Annotated in this window: 17 protein-coding genes and 1 other RNA gene; 8 read left to right on the top strand and 10 right to left on the bottom strand. The window is 41.5% G+C overall.

Annotated features, from left to right (window positions below):
* Positions 1–88: 88 nt before the first annotated feature.
* Positions 89–565, top strand: a complete 477-nt coding sequence (locus PH_RS00640) for an Lrp/AsnC family transcriptional regulator (protein WP_010884252.1) — start codon at positions 89–91, stop codon at positions 563–565.
* On the opposite strand, the gene PH_RS00635 is transcribed toward PH_RS00640, so the two are convergent.
* The 5 genes from PH_RS00635 to PH_RS00615 form a co-directional block, all read right to left on the bottom strand.
* The gene (locus tag PH_RS00635) at positions 566–1,957 is read right to left on the bottom strand and encodes an aspartate aminotransferase family protein (RefSeq protein WP_048053041.1); all 1,392 of its coding nucleotides are present in this window, start codon (positions 1,955–1,957) and stop codon (positions 566–568) included.
* Positions 1,958–1,975: 18 nt separating this feature from the next.
* Entirely contained in the window at positions 1,976–3,112 is a 1,137-nt protein-coding gene (locus PH_RS00630) for a YkvI family membrane protein (protein WP_010884250.1), read from the bottom strand.
* 274 nt (positions 3,113–3,386) lie between these two features.
* Complete coding sequence (locus PH_RS00625) at positions 3,387–4,514, bottom strand: cation:proton antiporter (RefSeq protein WP_010884249.1); 1,128 nt, start codon at positions 4,512–4,514, stop codon at positions 3,387–3,389.
* Between the two features lie 24 nt (positions 4,515–4,538).
* Positions 4,539–6,251, bottom strand: a complete 1,713-nt coding sequence (arcS, locus tag PH_RS00620; protein WP_010884248.1) for an archaeosine synthase subunit alpha — start codon at positions 6,249–6,251, stop codon at positions 4,539–4,541.
* Between the two features lie 11 nt (positions 6,252–6,262).
* The gene (locus PH_RS00615) at positions 6,263–7,165 is read right to left on the bottom strand and encodes a coiled-coil protein (protein WP_010884247.1); all 903 of its coding nucleotides are present in this window, start codon (positions 7,163–7,165) and stop codon (positions 6,263–6,265) included.
* A gap of 178 nt (positions 7,166–7,343) precedes the next feature.
* On the opposite strand from PH_RS00615, the gene PH_RS00610 reads away from it, so the two are divergent.
* A complete protein-coding gene (locus PH_RS00610) occupies positions 7,344–8,126 on the top strand; it encodes an energy-coupling factor ABC transporter ATP-binding protein (RefSeq protein ID WP_010884246.1) in 783 nt (260 codons plus the stop codon).
* Positions 8,123–8,872, top strand: a complete 750-nt coding sequence (locus PH_RS00605) for an energy-coupling factor transporter transmembrane component T family protein (RefSeq protein ID WP_010884245.1) — start codon at positions 8,123–8,125, stop codon at positions 8,870–8,872. Before PH_RS00610 ends, PH_RS00605 begins: the two co-directional genes overlap by 4 nt.
* On the opposite strand, the gene PH_RS00600 is transcribed toward PH_RS00605, so the two are convergent.
* The 3 genes from PH_RS00600 to PH_RS00595 all read right to left on the bottom strand — a co-directional run bounded on the left by PH_RS00600 (position 8,808) and on the right by PH_RS00595 (position 10,352).
* Positions 8,808–9,461 carry a hypothetical protein gene (locus PH_RS00600; RefSeq protein WP_048053040.1) on the bottom strand — a complete coding sequence of 218 codons (654 nt, stop codon included), beginning with the start codon at positions 9,459–9,461 and terminating at the stop codon, positions 8,808–8,810. The genes PH_RS00605 and PH_RS00600 overlap by 65 nt on opposite strands.
* Positions 9,462–9,500: 39 nt before the next feature.
* An RNA gene (locus PH_RS09525) (C/D box small nucleolar RNA) lies at positions 9,501–9,556 on the bottom strand.
* Positions 9,549–10,352 carry a DUF63 family protein gene (locus tag PH_RS00595; protein WP_010884243.1) on the bottom strand — a complete coding sequence of 268 codons (804 nt, stop codon included), beginning with the start codon at positions 10,350–10,352 and terminating at the stop codon, positions 9,549–9,551. Before PH_RS00595 ends, PH_RS09525 begins: the two co-directional genes overlap by 8 nt.
* A 48-nt stretch (positions 10,353–10,400) precedes the next feature.
* Here PH_RS00595 and nucS point away from each other — a divergent pair, with 48 nt between their 5' ends.
* Entirely contained in the window at positions 10,401–11,162 is a 762-nt protein-coding gene (gene nucS, locus PH_RS00590) for an endonuclease NucS (protein ID WP_010884242.1), read from the top strand.
* On the opposite strand, the gene PH_RS00585 is transcribed toward nucS, so the two are convergent.
* Both PH_RS00585 and PH_RS00580 read right to left on the bottom strand, forming a co-directional pair.
* Complete coding sequence (locus PH_RS00585; RefSeq protein WP_010884241.1) at positions 11,149–11,529, bottom strand: DUF473 domain-containing protein; 381 nt, start codon at positions 11,527–11,529, stop codon at positions 11,149–11,151. The genes nucS and PH_RS00585 overlap by 14 nt on opposite strands.
* Positions 11,530–11,538: 9 nt before the next feature.
* Positions 11,539–12,264, bottom strand: a complete 726-nt coding sequence (locus PH_RS00580; RefSeq protein WP_010884240.1) for a proteasome assembly chaperone family protein — start codon at positions 12,262–12,264, stop codon at positions 11,539–11,541.
* A 100-nt stretch (positions 12,265–12,364) separates the two neighbouring features.
* Between PH_RS00580 and PH_RS00575 the strand changes: the two genes are divergently transcribed.
* From PH_RS00575 to PH_RS00560, 4 genes are all read left to right on the top strand, one after another.
* Positions 12,365–13,138: an S-methyl-5'-thioadenosine phosphorylase gene (locus tag PH_RS00575; protein WP_048053039.1), complete on the top strand. Its 774-nt coding sequence runs from the start codon at positions 12,365–12,367 to the stop codon at positions 13,136–13,138.
* An 826-nt stretch (positions 13,139–13,964) separates the two neighbouring features.
* A complete protein-coding gene (locus PH_RS00570; protein ID WP_048053038.1) occupies positions 13,965–15,224 on the top strand; it encodes an ORC1-type DNA replication protein in 1,260 nt (419 codons plus the stop codon).
* Positions 15,224–17,092, top strand: a complete 1,869-nt coding sequence (locus tag PH_RS00565) for a DNA-directed DNA polymerase II small subunit (protein ID WP_010884237.1) — start codon at positions 15,224–15,226, stop codon at positions 17,090–17,092. The genes PH_RS00570 and PH_RS00565 overlap by 1 nt, the downstream gene beginning before the upstream one ends.
* Positions 17,092–21,387 (top strand): DNA-directed DNA polymerase II large subunit, encoded by a 4,296-nt coding sequence (locus tag PH_RS00560; RefSeq protein WP_048053037.1) that lies wholly within the window; start codon positions 17,092–17,094, stop codon positions 21,385–21,387. The genes PH_RS00565 and PH_RS00560 overlap by 1 nt, the downstream gene beginning before the upstream one ends.
* The last annotated feature ends 16 nt before the right edge of the window (positions 21,388–21,403 follow it).

The raw sequence follows: 21,403 nt of genomic DNA, 5'->3' as shown, positions 1-21,403 counted from the left end.
TTTAAACTTTAGATTTTTCTCGATGTGATTGCCAAATTGACAATGGATAGATTATATAAATCCCCTAAATGTTTACCTAGATATACAGGTGATAACCGTGCCACACTCAAGAAAAGTTGAGCTGGACGAGATCGACAGGGCTATTTTAAGGCTCCTTCAAGAAGATGGACGAATGAGTTACTCGGAAATCAGCAGGAGGATAAACGTTCCAGAGTCAACGGTAAGGGCCAGGGTTAATAGACTGGTTAAAGAGGGGGTTATAAGGAAGTTTGCAGCCCTAATAAATCCCTTTAAAGCTGGATATGAAATAGTAGCGTTTATAGCAGTAGATGCGGAACCCGCAAAGGTTAAGCAGGTAGTAGAGGAGCTTGCAAAGTTTCCAGAAGTTGACGTCCTAGGAATAGTTACAGGGGCCCACGACATATTCATGCAGGTAACCGTTAAGGATCTTCAAGAGCTCGAGCGCTTTATCTTGGAGAAGATGGCAAAAATAGATGGAATAAAAAGCACGGAAACCTCAATACTAACGAGTGTGAAAAAATGGGGATATGCTAGAGTGTTTTAGTCACCATGCCCGTAAGAATTTCAACACCTCATCAGGAATCTTCCCTTCAACTGCATCTTTTATTGACTCCTCAATTATCTCTACCCCCTTATCCAAGTCTTCCTGGGGTATGTTGAGTGGTGGAGCTATTCTAAGAACGTTACCATGTTTTCCAAACGTTATCATTATTAATCCCTTCTCCCAAGCCCTCCAGGATATTTTCTGTGCTAGACTCCTATCAGGCTCCCTCGTTCCTTCCTTCACTATGTCAACCCCTATTAGCAATCCTTTACCCCTAACATCTCCAATTATTGGATAAGTCTCTTGAAGTTCCCTAAGCCTCTTTAGCATGTATTCTCCAAGCTTCTCGGATCTTTCAACGAGCTTTTCTTCCTTTATAACGTTAATAGTTGCTATTGCGGCCGAGGCATTTACGGCATGCCCAATGTGAGTGAACACGAAGAAGGGTACTGGAACGCTATCCATTATCTCAGCTTTTCCAACTACTGCGGAAATTGGCATACCCCCTCCCAGGGCTTTAGCTGAAACTATAAGATCGGGAGTTACGCCAAAGTGCTCAATTCCCCACCACCTTCCAGTCCTCCCCATTCCCGTCTGAACTTCCTCATCTATGAAAACTATTCCGTACTCCTCAGTTAGCTTCTTAAGGTCTCTTACAAATTCTTCTGGCGGTATAACAACCCCAGCGTCTCCCTGAATTGGCTCGATTATTATCCCCGCAACGTCTTCGTTAAGCTCCTTAATTTTCCTTTCAATTTCATCTAAGGCTCTGTTGGCGAGCTCACTTGGATCCTCGTAGCCATCTATTCCCCAGCTGTTCCTATAAGGATCCGGAAATTCAACGTGGTGAAAGTTGCCCATCGGATGTAAAAGCTTCTTCAGCTTAGGATCAAGTATCCCCGTAGCTGAAAGAGCTCCATATGTCATTCCGTGATAAGAGTGCAGAAAACTTATTATGTTAACCCTCTTCGTGTATGCTCTAGCAGCTTTTATGGAGGAATCAACTGCATCTGATCCAGAGAACCCATAGGTAACTTTCTTCTCAAAATTACCAGGAGTTATCTCAACCAACAGTTCAGCCAGCCTTACGGGAGGCTCCACATACAAGTACCCCATCGTGTAATTGAAGAACTTCTTAATCTGCTCCTCCACGGCCTTCACGACCCCAGGGTGTGTATGTCCAACATTGAATACGGCCGCACTCGTTAGGAAGTCTATGTATTCATTTCCATCTTTATCCCATATCCTAGAACCGCTAGACCTTTCTATGACCATCGGGTAATACTTAAAGCCAGAAGCCCTTGGAATATATTTTTCATCCAGCTTAACTATCTCTAAATTTTTTTCAATTTTTTTCGACGTATACTTTCTAATTTCATCCCACTTGGTCATGGAAACCACCTCAATATATCATGCCCTTTCCCAGAACTCCTTCATCCAGTTCGGATTTAGGATCCTGGCAACGCCCACCGTTATAAGCGGGATGAAGAGGATAGCAAAGAACACCCATGCAAGAGTTCCATATCCCTTTGCAACCAGTGCTATTATCCCGAACTTGGCCATCGCTATTGCAAGGATTATTATGATTGTGGCAATTACAGCTTCCTGCCTCCTCGTGAAGGAGATCCCCTTAGCTTCCTCAAGCTGAACGTCTATCCTCCTAACTATCGAGTGTATCATGCCTGTTCCAGTCTCTATTAACGTCCAAAAGACAGCTATAACGTAGAAACCCCTCAACCAAGTTGCTCCCACTATTTTCATTATCTCGTACCACGGGACTGGAGCATTCACAACGTTCTCATTGGTATAGAAGCCAAGCAGACTGAGCCAGGTGAGGAAAAATGCAACTCCAACGAATAGGGCCGAGTTAAAGCCAGCAATTATTGAGTCCTTTCTACTTTCAAGCCTATCTAGGGTAAAGAGAACCGCAGGAACGACAACCATGTTGTAGGCGAAGTACTGGATTCCAGAAATTAAGGCCTTTCCAGGGCCCCCAACTCCAAGGTTCTTTGCGAATGCATCTCCTATGTTACCCCAAGCAGCCTTTAAGGTTACGACCCAGAGGATTATATACATTATGTACAAAATTATAGTTCCAAGGGTCTCAAAAGCTTCGATGGCTTTCCTACCATAGAAGTGAAGCAACCCAACCATCGAGATTATCACTACCGCCCCTATCATGTAGGGAAGGCCAAACATGTCTTCCAGAATGCTAGCCGCTGCTGAGCCTACAACAGCTATGACTATTATCGCAAGTATGATGTAAGCTATGTCAAAGAGAGGCCAGAACTTCCATATTATTTGCTTCACCCAGGTCCTATAGTCAAAGGCCTTGAAAACCCTTGCAACTTCATACGAGAGGGCCGCTGAGATGAAGAATAGTATAGTTGCTATAACCACTGAATATATACCATAGACTCCATATTTTCCAGCATACTCCATTACTTCCCTTCCAGTTGTGAAACCCCCTCCCATGAACACGGATTGAAATATTATTGCTGGTAGCAACCATCTATAGAATATCCCATATCTATGCCCATTACTCATCTTCCTACCTCCACAACATATATCAACTCATCAAATTAACCTGCAGATATATTAAATTTTTCTCAAAATTTTTGCCAATTTATCTTATTATTTTTAAATATCAAGGCTAATTATACATAAAATTCCCCCAATATAAAAGGAAAGCATTATATGCTTTTCTAACATTACTAAGCAAAGTGTTATAATGATTGAGCTGATTATTCTAAAAATAAAAGGCCGATATAGTGAATATGAAAGATAAGGGAGGAAAAAATGTAACGTTGGACGAGAGGAACTAAAGGATCTGATATATACGCTTAAGCAGAAGGGGAGTTACCAATGTTGTCAAAAAGACCATGGTCATTGCAACGGTTAAGACGTCGCTTCCGGCTATTCCACTAGCCATTGCAGTAGTTATCATCGCTAACTCAACACCCAGTCTTGGAATCATCCCTATCCCTATTTTTAACGAGCTCTTCCAATCGAAGTTCGCTAGATATGCTCCAAGGCCGCATCCTATGACTTTACTTAACATGGCAATTAGAGCATATAAAAGTGCAAACACCTTAGCCTGAAGCAGAAACCTTGGATCTATTCTCATCCCAACGTCGACAAAGAACAGGGGGATGAATATCGAGTACCCAAGGGTATTCATGTGATCCTCAATCCTCTTTTTATAGCTCGTCTGTCCTATTGAGAGTCCTATTAAATAAGCGCCAAGTATTGAGGCCAAATTTAAGTGTTCCGCAAGATAGGCAAAGAGAACCAAGAAAACTACCGCAAAAGTAGTAGTAGCCTCTGGTAAGTCGATTTTAGATAACCTCCTGAAGGCATCCTCCATGAAAACAGGACCTATGTATAGGAATACGGCCAGAAATCCTGCAACTTCCAGTAGGATCTTCAAAATAATATCATAGTGCACGCTACCCTCCCTTAGAGTCGAGATAACTATCGTTAGGACTAGAATACCAAGGACATCATCAATTACAGCTGCTGCCAATATTGTAGTTCCCTCCCTAGTTCTAAGTTTCCCCAACTCCATCAGAACTTTAACTGTTATGCTAACGCTTGTAGGGGTCATCACGGCCCCATACAGCATAGCAGTTCCAAAGTCAAAGAAGGGGTAAGCCACGATAAAGCCAAATATGAATGCAAATAGAACGCCAACCCCAGCGACCAGAATACCTGGCTTTCCCACTTTTTTGAACTCCTCAAGGTCACTTTCAATTCCAGCCAAGAATAGTAACATTAGAACTCCAAGGTTTGCAAATTCAATTATAATTTCATTTCTTTCAATGATTAAACCCATTAAAATGCCGGCAAGGATCTGTCCAAGAACTATGGGCTGATTAAACTTCTCAAATATCCATCCCGAAAATTTTGCGACTGCAAGCAGTATGGCTAGTAGTAGTAATGTTTCCATATATTTGAGAATTTGAAGAGGGTATTATTTATTTTTTACCCTCTTCCTAACCCTTACAGCGATACCTTTCTTGGCCCTAACCATCTCTTCTCCACTTAAAACGGCCCTCCCCACCGCAACAACCCTTCCATCCCTCACGATTCCTACAATATCATTCGGCCTTATCCCCTCATCGGCCCTCTCCACACCGGCCGCAAAGACATCTCCCCTTATGTCAAAATCAACCTCAACCCAGTAGGAATTCAGCTTATCATATATCCTCTGCATTCCAAAGGGGGTCACACTTATAACTCCCTCTTGAAAAGTTCCCGTTTGGGAGTTATTGACTATCAATCTTAGCATTTTAGAGCCAACTATCTGGGCATTTTCAGGAAGTACGGCCTCTCCAGCACCCAGCCCAAAGTAATAGTCAAATACTTTCCTAACATTTTCATAGAATCTGTACCTACGATAATCCTTTTCAGCATCCCTGAGATCGAATTCTTTCAGGGTTTTCTTCAGCTTATCCAAGGATTCTTTAGAGATCGTAGAGGAACCAACTGCCGTGAATATTACATCCCTGTTCACAAGCTCCATTGCGTACTTAACGGCCTCCCTATATCCACCTTCAACGTGAGCTACTATAGGAATGTCAGGGTACTTCTCAATAGTTTGAGCAAGCAATTCTCCTGCAAATCTAACTTCGCTCTCGCTCCAGTGACCAGTAACGACTATATCATATTTAGCCAGCCACTCCCACTCCCTGGGAACGACTCCATAGGGAGAAGTCACTACCAGTTCATGAACCCTGTGTACCTTCTCTCCAAGCGCTTCCTTCATAACCTTCCTGTACATCATGTGAGATCTCGATCTCGAGTAAGGCTTCTTAGCTGAACATGGGAAGATTAGTAACAGATCAATTCCTTTAGGAGGTTCAAATCTTTCTTCGATTCTCTTCCTCCATCTAAACACTTCGGGCCTACTAATTGAATGCTCGCTAATAAAGACAACGGTTTTATCGTGAACTGGAGTGTACTTCTCCAGGTAATCTCCATGCTCCTTATCGGCTATTCTAAGGATCCCAACGTTCATAACAGTTGGAAGGAAGTTTTCAACCAAATACCTAAGTTTACCCTCTTGTATAGCGATCTTGATAATCTTAATCATTTCACGAGCGAATTCTATAGGATCGTTTGGCCTATCCCAAATTACCGGAGAGAAGGGGGTAAACCCTAAACCTTCGTATGAATAGATCTTTAGGGATCTCACGTCGAAGGCATCCACCCCTAGATAAACGGCTAATGGGTAAAAGAACGGTTCAAGGTCAGTTATTAAAACAGCGTTTGGAAACTTTTCTCTTAAAATCCTCAAGGTTGCTACGAATCCTCTATAGTCTTTAATCATTACTTTGGAATTCCCTATGTAAATTGCATCGAAGTCATTCTCTTCTATGAGCTCGACAAATCTAGGGTAGTACTTATCCCGTTTTAAGGCTGGAAAATAGAATGTGTTAAATTTTGAATAATCCACAGTCTCAATTCTCTTAAGGGCTTTTTCAATGACTTCATCAGGAGTATAATAGCTTAGAGGAATTGAAGGGGCCAAGTTAAAATCATAATCGTGATATTCCTTTGGATTAAAGTACGAGTTGAATGGAGAAATCGTGAAATCAACTCCAGCTAAAGCGGGAGTTTGAACTGGAGGCTCTAACCTAATAACCCCTAACCTTCCTGGGCCATCGTGCTTGATTACCTCCATGCTAGCTCACTTCAGACGAGGTTGTACCTCTGGAGTAGTAATATTTCATCCCATGTGAGCTTTTCTCCACGCTTGAACTTCTCGAGGGCTTGAACGGCTTTTTCGAAGTTTGCATCTCTCTTAGCCTTCATCCTTGCTACGAGTTTATAAGCTATAAGCTCCTTGTGCTTCTGATCGTACTCTAGAATCTTCTTTTCAACTTCCCTAAGTTCCCTTCTAACTTCCCTAATCTTCTCCCTAAGCTCCAGGACCTTTTGGTGATACTCATCAGCTTCCTTCTTAACTTCATCAGCTCTCTGATATGTCTTTATCATTTGCTCATGGAATTGCTGACTCTGATTAGCCAATTGTTGTATTTCCATACTTATAGCCCTTCTAGCCTTTTTAAGCTGATCTATCTTCTTCCTAACCTCTTGAAGCTTGTTATTGTACCTCTCAATTTGCTGGATTATCTCTAACTCAGTTGCAAGAACCTGAATTTGATCGACTATTTGCTTCTCCCTCTCTGGGGAAATATTTGGAGTAGTCTGAAGCTCCCACTCAAGCTTTTCAATTCTCTCTTCAATCTTCTCCTTGGGCATTTTAAGCCTTCTTAGTTGCTTGAACTCATCCCTTTTTGTCCTGTACTCCAGGACTTCTTGATAAAGAAGATCAAGTTTTGCGTTTATTTCGTCCCTATTTTTCTTTAACTCCTTTATTCTCTGATTTATTTCATCCCTCTTGGCCTTGAATTCTCTAGCCTTTTCACGTAGCCTCTTCACTTCAAGATTCTTTTCATCCCTCTTTTGAATCCAAGTGTTTAGCTCCTTCTGGAGCTCTTCCAGTTTTATTTCAATTTTCCTCTTCTCCTCTTGAAGTTCTTCAAGCTCTCTCTTGATCCTCTTAATTTCCTCTGGGTCAACTTTCACTTGCATATTCCTTCCCCTTTCCCACTTTTAGAATAGTGAGTTATCATCGACTTAATCCCTCGCTAATTTGGGAACGACTTTTTCAAATTAAAAACTTTTCCCTCATCTCCAATTCTTGAGGATCAAAGTTTACACTTCAAAGTCAAACCAAGGTTTTTAATCTAAACTAGCGAAAAGTTCTCTGATGATAGAGTTTAGAGACGTCTGGTTTTGGTATCAAGAAGGTAAAACCGTGCTGAAGTCTATTAGTTTTTCATTTAGCGAGGGTACCCTTGCTATAGTAGGTCCAAATGGTAGCGGAAAAACGACGTTAGTTAAAATGCTGAACGGTTTGCTCAAGCCTAAGAAAGGGAACGTTTTAATTGATGGCATCAACACTAAGGAAGTGAGTGTAGCTGAGCTGAGTAGAATAGTAGGTTACGTATTCCAAAACCCTGATGCAATGTTCTTCGAGGAGAACGTTTTTAAAGAGGTGGCTTTTGGTCCAAAAAATTTAGGCCTCAATGAGGAGGAAGTTAAGAAGAGAGTTAGATGGGCCCTTGAAGCTGTTGGGCTAAGGGGATTTGAAAATAGAAATCCGTTTGAGCTAAGTGGTGGAGAGAAACAGAGGCTTGCAATAGCATGCATTTTAGCAATGAAGCCAAAGTACCTAGTCCTAGATGAGCCAAACACGGGACTCGATGAGAGGGGGCTCCAGGATCTAATTAATGTCATTAAGAACTTAAGAAGAGAAGGAAGTTCAATAATATTAGTAACCCATGACATAGAGCTCGTGCTTGAAGTTGCGGATAAAGTTTTGCTCTTAAAGGATGGAGAACTAAAATTCTTTGGATCCACAAAAGAATTCTTTGAGTTAGATCTAGAAGGATTTGGTCTAAAGGAGCCTGAACTGGTAAAAATTTCAAAAGACGTTGGAATAAACTTTGTCAGAAACGTTGAAGAGCTTCTAAAGGTGATAGGGCTATGATGTACTCCCTTTACGTAGAAAAAAGATCGCTACTCCATGCTCTTGATCCAAGGGTTAAGATAATTGGAACGCTAGTCTTTGGAACAATAGGATTGATGATAAAAGATCCAGTGATATCCCCCCTTATATTCTTCCTAACCCTCCTGGGATTTAAAATCCTTGGAAAAATTGATTTTAGAACCCAGTTTAAAGTTATGAAACCTCTAATTCCGATATTCATTCTAACGTTCATTAGCTGGCCAATAATAGTGAAGCCAGTTGAAAAAGGGGTGCTTATAGGGATCGCCTATACATTTAGGATAATGGGAATAACCCTAATAGCATTCGGCCTAATGATGACGACTAAGCAGAGGGAATTGATAAGAGGATTTACAAAGCTTGGCCTCCCCTATGAGATAGGGCTGACAGTTTTAATAGCGTTGAGGTACATTCCAACGCTTTATTCATTGGCAAAAAATATAATGGATGCCCAAAGAAGTAGAGGTCTAGAGCTAGAAAAGGGAAACTTCATAGAGAGGAGTAGAAAGATGGTGGCAATTGTAATACCACTACTCGTTATATCAATAAAGACTGCACACGAACTAGCAATAGCTATGGAAAGTAGGGCTTTCGGAGCGTCTAAAAAGAGAACCCACCTTGTAGATTTAAAAATGAGAAAAAGTGACTATATAGCATTAACGGTTATTGTGATTGTTGCCCTTCTCTATTTGGGAATAAAATTTTCTTTACTTCCTCATCTACTGTAAATTCATGGTCACCTAGGGAGGACAGTTTATCGGGATAAGCTCTCAGAACGGTTACGGTTAACTTATATTTACCCCTATAATAGGATATCCTACCAACCAAAATTTGCTCAAAGACCTCTGGAACTATCAGCAACCTTCTAATCTCTCCTGGGAGGTTAAGTTCATTAAGATTTTGCTCTTCAATTAATACCATCCCATATAGTGTTTTTTCGCTGATCTCACTTTTAAGAGCTAAAATATCCTCCTTTCTTGGATCTAAGGCATTTAAAGAGCCCACCACAAATAGGGAATTCTCGCTAACGTATTTTATAGAAGAAATTATATCCCCCATAGTGTAGACCCTACCAAAGAAAATCCTGCCAGGATCCCCACCCAGGGAAGATAGAACATCCATGGAAAGCCTTGACGAGAGGTCTAGATAATATGAAAAACCAGGAAAACTTGAGACGGCTAGGTGAAGAAAGTAAGCATGAGAAAGCTGATCGGTGACCACTATTCCTACAAGGTCACCCTCCCTTAACCCACCGATCTTTTTGGATAGATCTTTGAAGGGACTAAACTCCTTTGGAGATTCCAATTTTTCAAACATCATGAGTTATTATTGGAGGATATATTTAACCTTTTTCAGGCCTCAGCTAACCGAGTGCTCATCATACTTCGGCCAGTACCGGTCTCATCATCGGCATGGTATCTGTAGTACCATCTGGGCTGGATCCCTTATCCCTGGCCCGAGGCCTAGGATGTAGACAGCTAGATACCAATAATATCTCTCCTCTGGATCTAATACTAACTCTTTCAACACGTAATACACGATAATTAGGATGATCGTTATCCAGGGGTAATAAGCATAAGCCCCAAACATCCCTACGAGGTACTTTTCCACCCAGTGAACTTCCCTATAACCATAAAAGTGTATGGCCACAACGGTTGACGCTATGTCAAAGTAGTGGGCTAGCGTAGGGTAGAGATAAAGCTTTTCAAATGGCTTAAACTTATAGTAAGCCAATACTACAGCAAAGCTAACCAGGGCATGAAGCAACGTCAACTCATACGGCTTCCAGCACTTCACATTGATTATTAATAGATAGTTGGCATAAATTGCTAACAAGGAACCCCAAGCTATCGTTAGCTTTGGATAAAGCTTCAGCTTAACGTCGGCAAACAAAACTGGGAGGATCAAGAAGAAGGCCGTGAAGAATATTCCAGGGGTTAAGATCCAGGGGTTTGGAGCCAAAACCCCACCATCAACTAAGGCCCTAATCGTTGAACCAAAGATAACCATAGGAGTAACGGCCAGGAAGAGCCTTTCATCAACCTTAATTTTCAAAGGTTTTATTATATACTTATACGTGTAAATCACTGCAAAGCCAAAAATTAGAGCATAGACAACTGTATTTATCGGATTATATCCCTCCCTCGTGTACATTGGTCTTATAAAGTACTCCCAAAAGAACTGATGTAAGTTCACCTTTATCCCCATCTTTCATAGGGAGATTCATTTTTAACTGTTGTCGATTATTCTTGGTAGATGAAGAAGGTAATAACAAGGGAAAATCCAACCGTTGAGGAAGTGAAAGAACTACTTGATATTGCCGAAAAGCATGGGGGAGTTGTTACTATCTTCGCAAGATGTAGAGTATATTATGAAGGAAGGGCGAAGAGTGAGCTTGGGGAAGGGGATAGAATAGTCATTATTAAACCAGATGGAAGCTTCTTGATTCACCAAAATAAAAAGAGAGAACCCGTCAATTGGCAACCTCCTGGGAGCAAGGTTAGCATGAGGGAAAACTCTATCATAAGTATTAGGAGAAAGCCCCACGAAAGGCTCGAGGTTGAGCTAATGGAAGTCTACGCTGTAACCGTGTTCCTTGCGGAGGATTATGAGGAATTAGCACTAACGGGGAGCGAAGCTGAAATGGCCAAGCTAATATTCGAAAATCCAAACGTTATAGAAGAAGGATTTAAGCCCATGTTCAGGGAGAAGCAGATAAAACATGGGATAGTAGATATAATGGGGCTCGACAAGGATGGTAACATAGTAGTCCTAGAATTGAAGAGGAGAAAGGCCGATTTACACGCCGTTAGTCAGTTAAAGAGGTACGTCGATTCTCTAAAGGAAGAGTATGGGGAGAAGGTAAGGGGAATTCTTGTGGCCCCCTCATTAACTGAGGGGGCTAAAAAGCTACTAGAAAAAGAAGGATTAGAGTTTAGAAAGCTTGAGCCTCCAAAGAATAATGACAATAAGAGGGAAGTAAAGCAGAAAACCTTGGACTTCTTTACCCCATGCTGATCTCATGATGCGTCATTTCCCTAACTTTAACCATTGTAACTCCTTCCCTTTCGTGAATCTCTATTATTCTACCGAGACCAACGAGTCTTAGTTGAACCCTACATATGCTCATCTCCCTTTCATCGCTCTCCTCCCAGGGAATCCTCTGGTGAGTCCTCTCAATTCTAACAACTTTAGCTATGATCCCCTCGGTTCCCTTGGTCACATCCTCAAGAGATTCATAAGTTAAAAATATCAAATCTCCCTCGTGAACTCTCTCTAGAACTAGATAATTTCTAGCACTCCTTATTTCTATAGTTCTATAAGGGTTCCTCAATATAGAATCAAGGGTTCTCCTAGTAATACCGGAGAGAAGGGGAAGCTCCATAATCTCACCTCACAGATACATAGTTTCATACTGCTTTTCAACGCTTCTTCTAGCTTTCTCCATCTGCTCATGCATTTTCCTTAACTGTTCCTCTATCATCTCGGCCTCTTTCAATAGAGGTTCCACGGAGACATTTAAAGTGAGCATTCTATCTAGAACTTCAACGACGTTAGCTGCGGCCCTAGGATCTGGCCTATCCCCAAACGTTTCGCCAAGTATTACATAGCTTTTTAAGCCTCTCCTAGATGCTTCCCAAAGAAGTTTGCCACTCATTCCACTGATTGATCCATACTCTAGTATCTTAACACCGAGGTCTTGAAGCTCTTTGTTTTCCTCTTCAGTCCCTCCAACTCCCCATACTTCAAATTTATCCTTGAAAATTCCTATACCCATTCCTCCAAGGGATATTACTTTTTCAGCTTTGTTCTGCTCTAAATAATTTGCAATTTCTTTTGCAATTTCGTTTATCAGCGTTGGTGGGAGGTATATATCGGCAACTGCTATGATGATATTATCCTTTCCATAGAACCTAAGGGGAGGATTCGGCTTACCTTCAAGTATAAGGCTCATTGGAGGAATAAAAGAACTCTCCACGTATCCTATAACCTCCATCTTGAGCTCTTTTGCGAGAAAGTTCGCAGCTATATGGCCCACGAGCCCAATTCCTGGGTAACCCTCTATAAGAATTGGATTTTCGATCTTTGGAAGAACTATGTTAACGGGCCTATTCTCCATGTTTATCCCCGAGAGTTATATTGCATGTAAAGCTAATTAATATTTCCTCTAAAGGTCAAATTTAATAACAAGGAGGAGAGATAATAGTAAGGTGATGCAAATGCCAAAGATAGGAATAATCGGCGGATCCGGAGTTTATGGTGTTTTTGAACCGAAAGAAGTTGTGAAGGTTCACACACCATATGGAAGGCCCTCGGCTCCAATAGAGATAGGGGAAATTGAAGGGGTTGAGGTTGCATTTATTCCGAGACATGGAAAGTACCATGAGTTTCCACCGCACCAAGTTCCCTATAGGGCTAACATATGGGCCCTTCATGAGCTTGGAGTTGAGAGGGTGATAGCGATAAACGCCGTCGGTTCACTAAAGGAAGAGTACAAGCCTGGAGATATAGTTATAATTGACCAATTTATAGACTTCACAAAGAAAAGAGAGTACACGTTTTACAATGGGCCAAAAGTTGCCCACGTTTCGATGGCGGACCCCTTCTGCCCCGAACTTAGGAAAATATTCATTGAGACAGCTAAAGAGTTAAATCTACCCGTACACGAGAGAGGGACTTATGTATGTATAGAGGGACCAAGATTTTCAACAAGAGCTGAATCAAGGATGTTTAGACAGTTTGCAGACGTTATAGGAATGACACTTGTTCCAGAAGTTAACCTAGCTAGAGAACTTGGTATGTGCTATGTAAATATTTCCACGGTCACGGATTACGATGTATGGGCGGAAAAGCCAGTCGATGCCCAGGAAGTTCTTAGGGTTATGAAGGAAAATGAAGAAAAAGTACAGAAACTCCTAAAGAGAGCAATTCCAAAGATTCCAGAAGAGAGAAAGTGTGGGTGTGCCGACGTTTTAAAGACAATGTTTGTGTAATTTTATTATTTTTTAACCGTTTCGATAATTATTTTAAAACCCCCAGGGTTTCATTTCCACTGGAGAATACTGGGAGGACAATACCCCAGCAAAAATTAGTCTCTTTTATGTTAGTAAATATTTAACTCCGATTTCTTTACTTTTGTAAATATACAACTGTTCATTAAATGTACATATTTGTTCACTCTAAATGAACATTTTTCTAATAAAATAATCTTTACTTTTATATTATGTTCATAGAAAAATATTTAAATAGGAGAACCAACTAGTATGGGAGAGTGTCTTGTCAGAAATAAAAATTAATATTCTCTCGGTGTCTCCCCCGAGTTCCAGTGGAAATGAAACCCTGGGGGACTTCACTTCTGTTTAAATTTCTGATTTTAGTAAACAAATTAAGTTAACTTAATACTCATTTATATGCCTTAACGTCCATGTCTGAATGAACATTTATGTGCATTTAACTTCCAAAGGAAATCGGATCGAAGATACTACAATGTAAACATGAAATGCACAGCATTGATCATTGCATCCCCTGCTTCTCCTGGAAAATTATGTAGCTTCTATTGGAAGATTATATGAGATATTTTTCATTTTTTGGACATGCATTTGTCAAATAAAGGATAAAAACTGTTGAGGTGAGAATTAGGTTGCTTTCCAATGGTTCCAATGTTTCCTATGGAAAATTTGACAATAACGTTCCAATTTCAAAAGCTGTTCATGTCTTAATGTGCTATTAAAAGAAAATTAAATAGCGATTAGTGTTATATTTCCAGTGGAAACTCGAGACGTGTACTTTAAAAGTATAGTTTCCAGTGGAGGGACATCAATGAACGAAGGTGAGCAACTTCACCTAGATCAGCTGTTTGAGAAATTACTCAAAGCTAGGAAGATATTTAAAAATAAGGAAGTGCTTAGGCACAGTTATACACCTAAAGATTTACCCCACAGGCACGAGCAGATAGAAACCCTAGCCCAGATTTTGGTTCCGGTCTTAAAAGGTGAAACCCCCTCAAATATTTTCGTCTATGGAAAAACAGGGACTGGAAAAACGGTAACTGTAAAGTTCGTAACTGAGGAGCTTAAGAAAGTTTCTCACAAGTATAATATTCCAGTCGATGTAATTTATATTAACTGTGAGATAGTTGACACTCATTATCGTGTTTTAGCTAACATAGTTAACCACTTCAAGCATGAGACTGGAATTGAAGTTCCACTAGTTGGCTGGCCCACGGATGAGGTTTACGCGAAGCTTAAACAGGTAATAGACATGAGGGAGAGGTTCGTTATAATAGTCCTTGATGAGATAGATAAGCTCGTTAAGAAGAGTGGGGATGAAGTTTTATATTCTCTAACCAGGATAAACACGGAACTCAAAAGGGCTAAGGTTAGCGTTATTGGAATATCGAACGATCTAAAGTTTAAGGAGTACCTAGATCCAAGGGTTCTTTCAAGCTTAAGTGAGGAAGAGGTAGTCTTTCCACCTTATGATGCTAATCAGCTTAGGGATATTCTAATGCAGAGGGCCGAGGAAGCCTTTTATCCTGGGGTTCTTGACGATGGTGTTATACCCCTCTGTGCTGCACTTGCGGCTAGGGAGCATGGTGACGCTAGAAAAGCTTTAGATTTACTTAGGGTTGCTGGTGAAATAGCTGAAAGGGAAGGGGCCAGTAAGGTGACTGAAAAGCATGTATGGAAGGCCCAGGAAAAAATAGAGCAGGATATGATGGAGGAAGTAATTAAGACACTTCCACTTCAGTCAAAGGTTTTACTGTATGCGATCGTTCTATTGGATGAAAATGGGGAGTTGCCAGCCAATACAGGGGAGGTTTACTCTGTCTATCGGGACCTCTGTGAATATCTTGACTTAGAGCCATTGACTCAGAGAAGGATAAGTGATCTAATTAACGAGCTTGACATGCTGGGGATAATAAATGCTAAAGTTGTTAGCAAGGGACGCTACGGTAGAACGAAGGAAATAAGGCTGAATGTAACTCCATATAAAATTAGGAACGTGTTTAGGTATGATTATACTATCCAACCCTTACTTGCGATAAGCCTTAAGGATAGTCAGAGGAGGTTAGTTTAATGGATGAATTCGTAAAGGGATTAATGAAAAACGGGTACCTTATAACTCCTTCTGCCTATTACCTCTTAGTTGGCCATTTCAATGAGGGAAAGTTCTCGCTCATAGAATTGATAAAATTTGCAAAATCCAGGGAAACGTTCATCATAGATGATGAGATTGCTAATGAATTCCTTAAGTCCATCGGGGCTGAAGTTGAACTTCCACAGGAAATAAAGGAGGGTTACATTTCCACTGGAGAAGGTTCACAGAAGGTTCCAGATCATGAAGAACTGGAAAAAATAACGAATGAATCTAGTGTAGAGAGTTCTATTTCCACTGGAGAAACTCCAAAAACTGAGGAACTACAGCCTACTTTAGATATATTAGAGGAAGAAATAGGGGACATTGAAGGTGGAGAGAGTTCTATTTCCACTGGAGATGAAGTCCCCGAAGTGGAAAATAATAATGGAGGTACGGTGGTAGTTTTCGATAAATACGGCTATCCCTTCACGTATGTTCCAGAGGAAATTGAGGAAGAACTAGAAGAGTATCCTAAGTATGAAGATGTAACAATTGAGATCAATCCTAACCTCGAAGTCGTTCCGATAGAAAAAGACTATGAGATAAAATTTGACGTTAGACGAGTAAAACTTAAGCCTCCAAAGGTTAAGAGCGGTTCGGGAAAAGAGGGAGAGATAATAGTTGAGGCTTATGCCTCTCTTTTCAGGAGTAGGTTAAGGAAGCTTAGAAGGATCTTAAGGGAAAATCCTGAAGTGAGCAATGTTATTGATATAAAGAAGCTGAAATACGTCAAGGGTGATGAGGAGGTTACTATAATAGGGCTCGTCAATAGTAAGAAGGAGACCTCTAAGGGGCTGATATTTGAGGTCGAGGATCAAACGGATAGAGTTAAGGTGTTTCTTCCGAAAGACTCTGAAGATTACAGGGAAGCCTTGAAAGTTCTTCCCGATGCTGTAGTTGCTTTCAAGGGAGTTTATTCGAAAAGGGGAATATTCTTTGCAAATAGATTTTATTTACCTGATGTTCCGCTATATAGAAAGCAGAAGCCCCCATTGGAAGAGAAGGTTTACGCCGTTTTGACGAGTGATATCCACGTTGGAAGCAAGGAATTTTGTGAAAAGGCATTTATTAAGTTCCTGGAGTGGCTTAATGGTTACGTTGAGAGCAAGGAGGAAGAAGAGATTGTAAGTAGAATAAGGTATTTAATTATAGCAGGGGATGTTGTCGATGGCATCGGAATTTATCCTGGCCAGTATTCTGACCTAATAATTCCCGATATCTTTGATCAGTATGAGGCCCTTGCGAACCTCCTCTCGAACGTTCCCAAGCATATAACGATCTTCATAGGCCCCGGTAATCATGATGCTGCAAGGCCCGCAATACCGCAACCTGAGTTTTACGAGGAGTACGCGAAGCCCCTGTATAAGTTGAAGAATACTGTGATAATCAGCAACCCAGCGGTCATAAGGCTTCATGGTAGGGATTTTTTGATAGCCCATGGAAGGGGAATAGAGGATGTTGTTTCATTCGTTCCTGGATTGACGCATCATAAACCTGGCTTACCCATGGTTGAGTTGCTTAAAATGAGACATTTAGCTCCAACCTTTGGAGGGAAGGTTCCGATCGCTCCAGATCCTGAGGATCTATTGGTAATAGAGGAAGTTCCGGATCTAGTTCAGATGGGACATGTGCATGTTTACGATACTGCGGTTTATAGGGGTGTGCAACTCGTGAACTCGGCAACTTGGCAAGCACAGACTGAATTCCAGAAGATGGTTAACATAGTCCCAACCCCCGGGTTGGTACCAATAGTTGATGTCGAAAGCGCGAGGGTTATTAAAGTTCTCGACTTTAGTAGGTGGTGCTGATGGAGCTTCCAAAGGAAATGGAAGAGTACTTTTCCATGTTACAGAGGGAGATAGATAAAGCTTATGAGATAGCCAAGAAGGCTAGAGCTCAGGGTAAGGATCCTAGCTTGGATGTTGAGATCCCTCAAGCTTCTGACATGGCCGGAAGAGTTGAAAGCTTAGTCGGCCCCCCAGGAGTTGCCGAAAGAATTAGGGAGCTAGTTAAGGAATATGGTAAGGAGATAGCTGCTCTCAAAATAGTTGATGAGATAATAGATGGAAAATTCGGTGATCTGGGAAGTAAGGAAAAGTATGCTGAACAGGCCGTAAGGACGGCCCTTGCCATACTAACTGAAGGTGTAGTTTCCGCTCCAATTGAGGGAATAGCTAGTGTTAAGATAAAGAGGAACACATGGTCCGATAATTCTGAGTATTTAGCTCTCTACTATGCTGGGCCAATCAGAAGCTCTGGAGGAACGGCCCAAGCGCTAAGTGTTCTCGTTGGCGACTACGTGAGGAGAAAGCTAGGCCTTGATAGATTTAAGCCAAGTGAAAAGCACATAGAAAGAATGGTTGAGGAAGTTGATCTCTATCATAGGACTGTTTCTAGACTACAGTATCATCCTTCCCCAGAGGAAGTAAGGTTAGCTATGAGGAATATTCCAATTGAAATTACTGGAGAAGCTACGGATGAAGTTGAAGTTTCTCACAGAGATATCCCTGGAGTGGAAACCAACCAACTTAGGGGTGGTGCTATTCTAGTCCTAGCGGAGGGAGTTCTTCAGAAGGCCAAGAAGTTAGTTAAATATATAGATAAGATGGGAATTGAAGGTTGGGAGTGGCTTAAAGAATTCGTCGAAGCTAAGGAAAAGGGAGAAGAAATTGAAGAGGAAGGATCTGCTGAATCAACAGTTGAAGAGACAAAGGTAGAAGTTGACATGGGCTTTTACTACTCTCTCTATCAGAAGTTCAAATCTGAGATTGCTCCAAATGATAAGTATGCTAAGGAAATAATAGGTGGGAGACCTCTCTTCTCAGATCCCTCCAGGAATGGAGGATTTAGGCTACGCTATGGAAGGAGCAGGGTGAGTGGATTTGCAACTTGGGGAATAAATCCAGCGACAATGATTTTAGTTGATGAGTTCTTAGCCATTGGGACTCAATTAAAGACTGAGAGACCAGGAAAGGGCGCTGTGGTAACTCCTGTAACTACTATAGAGGGCCCAATAGTCAAGCTCAAGGATGGTAGCGTAGTGAAGGTTGACGATTACAAGCTAGCCCTCAAGATCAGGGATGAAGTTGAGGAGATCTTATACTTAGGGGATGCTGTCATTGCTTTTGGTGACTTCGTTGAGAATAATCAGACCCTCCTTCCGGCCAATTATTGCGAAGAGTGGTGGATACTGGAATTTACGAAGGCTCTCAATGAAATTTATGAAGTGGAGCTTAAACCATTTGAAGTTAATTCGAGTGAAGATCTTGAGGAAGCGGCAGATTATCTCGAGGTTGACATTGAATTTTTGAAAGAGCTACTTAAGGATCCCTTAAGGACTAAGCCTCCAGTTGAGCTTGCTATTCATTTCTCCGAAATACTTGGGATACCCCTTCATCCGTATTATACCCTCTATTGGAATTCCGTGAAGCCCGAGCAAGTGGAGAAGCTTTGGAGGGTGCTCAAGGAACACGCTCATATCGACTGGGATAACTTCAGGGGAATTAAGTTTGCCAGGAGGATAGTTATACCCCTAGAAAAACTTAGAGATTCTAAGAGAGCCCTTGAGCTCCTGGGACTTCCACATAAGGTGGAGGGTAAAAACGTTATCGTTGATTATCCCTGGGCTGCAGCTCTATTAACTCCCCTTGGCAATCTTGAGTGGGAGTTCAGAGCTAAACCTTTACACACGACCATAGATATCATAAACGAAAACAATGAGATTAAGCTTAGGGATAGGGGAATAAGCTGGATAGGGGCCAGGATGGGGAGGCCCGAGAAAGCTAAGGAGAGAAAGATGAAGCCTCCTGTTCAAGTTCTCTTCCCAATAGGACTTGCTGGTGGAAGTAGTAGAGATATAAAGAAGGCCGCTGAGGAGGGTAAGGTTGCCGAGGTTGAAATAGCCCTCTTCAAGTGCCCCAAATGTGGTCACGTTGGCCCTGAGCATATCTGTCCCAACTGTGGAACCAGGAAGGAATTGATCTGGGTATGCCCTAGGTGTAACGCGGAGTACCCCGAGAGCCAGGCAAGTGGCTATAACTACACCTGTCCAAAGTGCAACGTTAAGCTAAAGCCTTATGCTAAGAGAAAGATAAAGCCATCAGAGTTGCTTAAGAGGGCCATGGATAATGTCAAAGTTTATGGCATTGACAAGCTGAAGGGAGTTATGGGAATGACATCCGGCTGGAAAATGCCGGAACCTCTGGAGAAAGGACTTCTTAGGGCTAAAAATGATGTATATGTGTTTAAAGATGGGACAATTAGGTTTGACGCCACTGATGCTCCAATAACCCATTTTAGACCCAGAGAAATTGGAGTTTCAGTTGAGAAACTTAGAGAGCTGGGGTATACCCACGACTTCGAGGGTAATCCCTTGGTTAGCGAAGATCAGATAGTTGAGCTTAAGCCTCAGGATATTATACTCTCCAAAGAAGCAGGTAAATACCTTTTGAAAGTTGCAAAGTTCGTTGATGACCTCCTTGAGAAGTTTTATGGTCTTCCAAGGTTCTACAATGCTGAGAAGATGGAAGATCTAATTGGACATTTGGTGATAGGGCTTGCTCCTCACACTTCCGCTGGAATCGTCGGAAGGATCATAGGGTTCGTTGATGCCTTGGTTGGTTATGCTCATCCCTACTTCCACGCTGCAAAGAGGAGAAATTGCTTCCCGGGAGATACAAGAATATTAGTTCAAATTAATGGAACTCCGCAGAGAGTTACACTTAAGGAATTATATGAGCTCTTTGACGAGGAACATTATGAAAGCATGGTGTACGTAAGGAAAAAGCCAAAGGTAGACATTAAGGTATACTCCTTCAACCCTGAGGAAGGTAAGGTAGTTCTGACCGATATTGAGGAGGTAATAAAAGCCCCTGCTACTGATCATTTAATTCGCTTTGAACTTGAGCTCGGAAGTAGCTTTGAGACAACCGTGGATCACCCAGTCCTCGTATATGAAAATGGAAAGTTCGTGGAGAAAAGGGCATTTGAGGTTAGGGAGGGGAATATAATAATTATAATCGATGAATCAACTTTGGAACCCCTTAAGGTTGCTGTTAAAAAAATAGAGTTCATAGAACCGCCTGAGGACTTTGTGTTCTCTCTTAATGCTAAAAAATATCATACTGTAATAATTAATGAAAATATTGTGACGCATCAGTGCGATGGTGATGAAGATGCTGTCATGTTGCTCCTGGATGCTTTACTAAACTTTTCCCGCTATTATCTTCCAGAGAAGCGTGGTGGAAAGATGGATGCCCCATTGGTCATCACAACGCGCTTAGATCCGAGGGAAGTTGATAGCGAGGTTCATAACATGGATATAGTCAGGTACTATCCTCTCGAGTTTTATGAGGCTACCTACGAACTTAAGTCTCCAAAGGAGTTGGTAGGAGTTATTGAGAGAGTCGAGGATAGATTGGGAAAACCTGAAATGTATTATGGGCTGAAGTTCACCCACGACACGGATGATATAGCCCTCGGCCCTAAGATGAGCCTTTACAAGCAATTGGGAGATATGGAAGAAAAAGTGAAGAGGCAACTTGACGTCGCCAGGAGGATCAGGGCCGTTGATGAGCATAAAGTTGCTGAGACGATACTCAATTCTCATTTGATCCCTGATCTTAGGGGTAATTTGAGAAGCTTTACTAGGCAGGAGTTCCGTTGTGTGAAGTGCAACACAAAGTTTAGGAGACCTCCCCTCGATGGTAAATGTCCAATTTGCGGAGGAAAAATAGTGCTCACCGTTAGTAAAGGGGCCATAGAGAAGTATCTTGGGACGGCTAAGATGCTGGTGACGGAGTACAAAGTTAAAAACTATACGAGGCAGAGGATATGCTTAACCGAGAGGGATATAGATTCCCTGTTTGAAACTGTATTTCCGGAGACTCAGTTAACGCTTCTCGTTAATCCCAATGACATATGTCAGAGAATTATCATGGAAAGGACTGGAGGGAGCAAAAAATCGGGCCTCCTAGAAAACTTTGCTAACGGTTATAATAAGGGGAAGAAAGAAGAAATGCCTAAAAAGCAAAGAAAGAAGGAGCAGGAAAAGTCAAAGAAAAGAAAAGTAATTAGCCTAGATGATTTCTTCTCAAGGAAATAACCACAACTTTTAAGTT

The organism is Pyrococcus horikoshii OT3 (assembly GCF_000011105.1).
Lineage (GTDB): Archaea > Methanobacteriota_B > Thermococci > Thermococcales > Thermococcaceae > Pyrococcus > Pyrococcus horikoshii.
Note: the sequence above shows the minus strand (reverse complement) of the source record. Positions and strands in the feature narration are given on the sequence as shown.